This is a genomic window from Pirellulales bacterium (assembly GCA_036490175.1).
Lineage (GTDB): Bacteria > Planctomycetota > Planctomycetia > Pirellulales > JACPPG01 > JACPPG01.
This window is the reverse complement of the sequence record DASXEJ010000357.1, coordinates 1-5,307: the sequence shown is the minus strand read 5'-3', so window position 1 is coordinate 5,307 and position 5,307 is coordinate 1. Positions and strand designations below refer to the sequence as shown.

Here is a 5,307-nt window from a genome sequence, read left to right as displayed (position 1 = left end):
GCGCATTTCTCGACCTACCCACAGCAAGGGTTGGTGCAGGAGTTCGAGCATGTCAGGCGCGCCAACCTATTTCTGTTCGAGCATCTGGACGACGACGCCTGGCTGCGGCGCGGCACCGCTGGCGGCGTGGAGATGAGCGTGCGGGCTTGGGCTTACGTGATCGTGGGGCACGCGCGCCATCATGAGCGGATCGTGCGGAGCCGGTTGCAAAGTTCCTGACCCTTGGTGTGGTCTTCGTGAAGACTGGTTCACCACGGAGACACTGAGGCACGGAGACGGGCTGATCGGTGGGACGGGCGAAGTGCGCACAATTGATGCGAATTTGGCCACCGAGTTCACCGACGGCACAGAGAGAAGTGGGGGTGGCGGAGTGCTGCTTATGCGGATCGTTTTCGCGCGACCACTAATATGCGGCGCATGAGGACGAGCTTCGGTAGTTCCGTTTCGCAGTAGTGTACCCACATGGTGGCTGCTTCGGGGCCCATTTCCTGCATCAACTGATCTTTGGCGGCGATGCTTTGTTCCAGGATGGCGCGTTGGCGGCGTTCCCAGTCGGGCGTCTCGTCGATCGACTCGACCTCGAAGCCGGCTTCGGTCAGGAGGGGACGATAATCCTTCACCCGGAACGGTTCGTCCAACTCCCACGTTGTGAACACAAAACGTGCACCGGGTTTTAGAATCCGCGCCGCTTCGCGAATAGCGCCCGTCTTGTCGGGGACCAGAAAGAGAGCGTCTACGCTCATGGCGCCGTCGAAACTGGCATCCGGACAACCGGTAGCCGTGATATCGCGGGCTTCGAACTTGGCTTTTCCCGTCACGCCGAACGCAGCGATACGCTCGCGCGCGGCCTGGATCGCCACGGGCGAGATGTCGATGCCCAACAGCGTCGCGCCCGTGGCCCGCGCCACCCACAGGCTGCCCCCTCCGCGACCGCATGCCAGATCGACAAACGATTGACCGCTGCCAACATGCAGTTGCTTAACGATGTTGGCCAAATCGGTCATCGTCATGTAGCCGGTCGGATCGGCCTCTTCGGCGTAATCCGCGCCGAACACGCCGCGATAGATCTCGCGGAACTTTTCGCTGCGCACCTGGCCGGCATAGAGCGTGTCGAAAACGCCTTGCACGCCCCAGCGCCCCATCGTTGCCAGCCAATACAACGACGCGATCACCGACTTGAAGGCATGGGCGATTCTGTATAGCACGATCGCACTCCAAAAATTCTGAGGCGACACCGTCGGCGTCGACGCTGCTTTGATGGGGGCACGGCTGCAGGAGTCCGCACTCCCGCATGGTGGGGGGCAGCAGCCGGCGCACCGGTCACGGCGCAGAGTCCGGCACCGGTGCGATCTAGTGTAATTATCCCATGCGGGGCCGCAACACGCCGTGGCAGGCGAATCGGTGGCATCGAGCCTATTTCTCGACTAATATCGCATGCAACTCGCTGCGGGCGACGTAATTTTTTCCTAGGGTGCACTTGCCGTGACCCCCTAAAAACTGCCTGCCGCGTGACTCTCGACCTGGATGAAGCGCTTGATGGCCACAACACAACTATCGCTGGTCAAAGTCGATGTGGCAGATGGCATTGCCACGCTGACCATCAACCGGCCCGATGTGCTGAATAACATCAACTTCGTAGTGATCCATCAACTGCACCAAGCCTTGCTGCAGGCGATCGCCGATCCGGCCGTGCAAGGAATCGTGCTGGCCGGCGCGGGCAAGGTGTTTGTCGTCGGTGCGGACATCGATTTTCTGATCCGCAATATCGAAGGGGATGATATCCCGCGGATCATCAAGTACAGCGAGGCCGGCCATGCGCTGATGAATGCGATCGACGATTCGCCCAAGCCCGTCGTGGCGCGCGTCGGCGGCATGGCGCTCGGCGGCGGACTGGAACTGGCCTTGGCTTGCGATCGCATCGTGGCCGCGCAGGGGACTACCTTCGGTTTTCCCGAAACCGGTTTGGGCATTTATCCCGGCTTTGGGGGGACACAAAGGTCTTCGCGCCGCGTGGGTGTGGGCCTGGCTAAATGGTTGATTTTCACCGCGAAATCATTAGCCGCTAGCGAAGCCTTGAAGATCGGCCTGATCGACCAGGTGGTGGCGGCCGACCAGTTGGACGACGCCGTGGGACGCGCGGCCCGCGAACCGATTACCGCCAAGCAACCCGTCGCGCTGTCGCCCGAGTATGCGGCGCTCGCGCAGTTTTTTGCGAGTCATCGGGCGGCCGATTTGCGCGCCGGGATCGTTGATACGCATGGTGATGCGGCGCTCGCCCGCGCCATGAAGCTGGTGGCCAACAAGGGGCCGATCGCGCTGGCATTTGCCGAGAGCATCATCGAGCGAGGAAGTCAGCGTCCGCTGGCCGAAGGGTTGCGGATGGAGATCGAACACGTCACCGAGTTGTTCCAAACGGCCGATGCGCTGCTGGGGCTGCAATTCCGCGCGAAGCGGCAATTGGGGCAGCCGGTTTTTGCCGGCCGCTAGCGAGTCGCGATCGGCCTGCGGGATTAAATGCGCTCGCGAGGATCGACCAACTCGAAGCCGCGCGACCCAAGATTCACCAGGCGTGCTGCCGCGATACGCGGATCGTGCGGCCAGCAGACCCAATAGTCGCCCGCCGCTGCCTCGGCCAGCAGGGCCGGCTTCGTGCGCCGCGTGTCCAAGGGAAATGTGTCGTAGGAGAGGTTCCACATGCGATGCAGATGCATCGACGAAGCGCAGATATCGCCGATAAAGATCGCGGTCTGGCCCCCGGATTCGAACACGAGCGACATATGTCCTCGCGTGTGGCCGCCGGTCAGGCGGGCGCGCAGGCCGGGGACGATTTCGGTATCCCCTTCGATCAATTCCACGACGCCCGCTTCGGCTAGCGGAGTGAGATTCTCGATCGGGTAGGCGGTTTCTAATTCGGGGGCGCGGCTGGTCGCGTCTTCCCATTCGAGGCGTCCGACGATATGCCGGGCCCGGGCAAACGTGGGCGCCAGGCGGCGTTTCTCGGTGTAATGCGTGGTGCCGCCGGCATGGTCGAAGTGCAAATGACTGAGTACGACCGTGTCGATGTCGTCAGGTGAGACGCCCAGTCGCGCCAGGCTATCGAGCACGGGATTTCCTTCTTCCATTTCGTAGAAGCGGCGATCCAGCGGTCCGTACTTACTTCCGTAACCGGTATCGACCAGCACCACGTGCCGGCCATCGCGTGCGAGCAAGCAATTATTGCGCAGCCGGACGCGATTGCTTTCGTCGACCGTGATTAGCTTGCCCCATAGAGCCTTGGGCACGATGCCGAAGGTGACGCCGCCATCGAGCGACAGCCAACCGCCATCGACGGTGTCGAGTTGCCAGTTTCCCAGGTTCATCGCCGGGCATCCTGTCAGGGAAGCAGGTCGCGAAGGACTTTGCCGGCCGCCGACTTTGGCAGGGCCTCGAGAAAGACGATCCGCGCCGGGCGCTTGTAGTAAATCAGATGCTCCTGGCAGTGGGCTTTGACCTGGGCCGTATCGATGCTCTCTTCGGCGACCACGGCCGCCTTGACGTGCAACGATCCGTGACGCGTGCGGCCCGGGTAGACCTTTACCTCGGCCACGCCCGGTATGGCTGCGATCACTTCTTCGACCTCGCGCGGCAGCACCTTCATGCCCGATATGTTGATCACCTCGGCCTGGCGGCCGTACAAGCTCAGCGCGCCGTCGGCATCGATCGAGCCCAAGTCGCCGGTGTTGAACCAGCCACCGTCCAGCACCGAAGTATCGAGCCTCTCATCGCTGAGATAGCCGATCATGACCGAGGCCGACCGAACATGCACCAGGCCAATGCCTGGGCCGAACTCGGTGGGATCGGCCGATGGGCGAATCTCGACGCGGACTCCATCAAATGGCGGCCCCACGTATCCGCCCGTGGCCAGGCAGTCTCCGCGAGCCACGGCGATGCCGCCGGTTTCGGTGGCGCCGTACAGCGGGCGAACTCGTGATCCGGAAATGCGCTCGAAATGCGTCGCCGTGCGCTCGGTCAATGGCGCGCCGCCCGTGATCACGCGGCGCTGGGGGTCGAACAATCGTTGGCCGGCGCCGAACATCAGCGTGTCGAGCATCGAGGCCACGCCCGGCAGGATTGTGATGTTCTGCTCTTGGCAGGCCTGATAGACAAGCCGGGCCGAAGCCTTGCGCATGGTGACTATGCTCGCGCCGGTGGCCATCGGCGTCACCACGCACCAGCCATGCGCATAGGCGTGGCTCATCGGCGCCAGCGCCAGCAGCGTATCGTTGGCGTCGACGCCGATCGTCGAAACGTAATGCGCCACTTCGGCCAGCGCACAGTCGACCGGTCGCACGGCAACTTTGTATTGGCCGGTGGTGCCGGAAGTGGGATGCAGCGGCACGCCCGGCAGGCGCAGCATGGGGCGATCGCCGTATTCCACGCTTTCGCCAAAATCACCCCAGACAAATTCGGCCCATTCGGCGGCTGATAATACACAGGTCCGCGCGCCGACGGCCGACAATTCCGATTCTTGTCGGGCATCGGTAATGGCAAACCGCGCGCGGAAACGTAGCGCCGTGCGTTTGATTTCCGCCGTCGGCGTCTCGACGTGGACGAAAAGTGGTGAGCCCCCTTGGGCCAGGATCGCGGCCCAGGCGGCGATAAACGTTGGACCGTTGCCGATGGCGATAATCACGCGATCGCCAGGCGTCAGTCCCGTCTCGGCGATTCTTCGCGCGAGAGCATGCCAGGCGGTGGCGAACATTTCGGGACGCACGATCAGCCCGCGATCAATGTCGACGATCGTGCCGCGATAGTTATCGACCGCGGCAAGAATCGGCTCGGGAGTCATGATCGCATTCCCCACGGCGCGGCGGCCGTGGCACAGGACACAAAACGAGACCGGCCCCTTGGTCTGGGACACGGGCGGAAGGCAGGTTCGATCTTCAACGCCGGTGGCGACGCTGCCGCGGCCACACAAAGGCTTTTGCCCCGCCGGAGGCGGGTTGCGTGGCGTGGCGTTCCTGGGGCTCCGCGAGGGCCCTTGTGTGAGTTTAATCAGTTGCACGGGGGACGGTAGTGTAAATGCCCCGGTGCCGGCGGATCATCGAGGGAAAACGACCGGTTTTAGCGGCACAATCGCCAGGAAGAGAACGGCGCGTGTTCGCAGAATTCCGTAGCGAAATTCTCTAGCTGTGGCCGTTGCGATGGCTGGCGCCGTTGCGACCATTGGCGCCGCCGTTAGCATTTGGACCCGGCTCGGGCAGGATCTTGTGATCGCGAATCGCGGCAACGACGGTTTCGATATCGTCTGTCAGGGCGCGATCTTCA

At 62.8% G+C, this 5,307-nt stretch carries 5 protein-coding genes; 2 read left to right on the top strand and 3 right to left on the bottom strand.

Translation table 11 applies throughout. The annotated features are described in order from the left end of the window. Positions 1-219: DinB family protein (locus tag VGG64_27275; protein HEY1603335.1), on the top strand; the 219-nt coding region annotated here is incomplete at its 5' end. 158 nt (positions 220-377) lie between these two features. On the opposite strand, the gene VGG64_27270 is transcribed toward VGG64_27275, so the two are convergent. Continuing rightward, on the bottom strand, positions 378-1,205 hold the full coding sequence (locus VGG64_27270) for a methyltransferase domain-containing protein (protein HEY1603334.1): 828 nt from the start codon (positions 1,203-1,205) through the stop codon (positions 378-380). Between the two features lie 331 nt (positions 1,206-1,536). On the opposite strand from VGG64_27270, the gene VGG64_27265 reads away from it, so the two are divergent. Continuing rightward, positions 1,537-2,487: an enoyl-CoA hydratase/isomerase family protein gene (locus VGG64_27265; protein HEY1603333.1), complete on the top strand. Its 951-nt coding sequence runs from the start codon at positions 1,537-1,539 to the stop codon at positions 2,485-2,487. 23 nt (positions 2,488-2,510) lie between these two features. Here VGG64_27265 and VGG64_27260 read toward each other — a convergent pair whose 3' ends face one another. After that, on the bottom strand, positions 2,511-3,359 hold the full coding sequence (locus tag VGG64_27260; protein HEY1603332.1) for an MBL fold metallo-hydrolase: 849 nt from the start codon (positions 3,357-3,359) through the stop codon (positions 2,511-2,513). Between the two features lie 14 nt (positions 3,360-3,373). Then, positions 3,374-4,828 (bottom strand): fatty acid--CoA ligase family protein, encoded by a 1,455-nt coding sequence (locus VGG64_27255; GenBank protein ID HEY1603331.1) that lies wholly within the window; start codon positions 4,826-4,828, stop codon positions 3,374-3,376. Positions 4,829-5,307 lie beyond the last annotated feature (479 nt).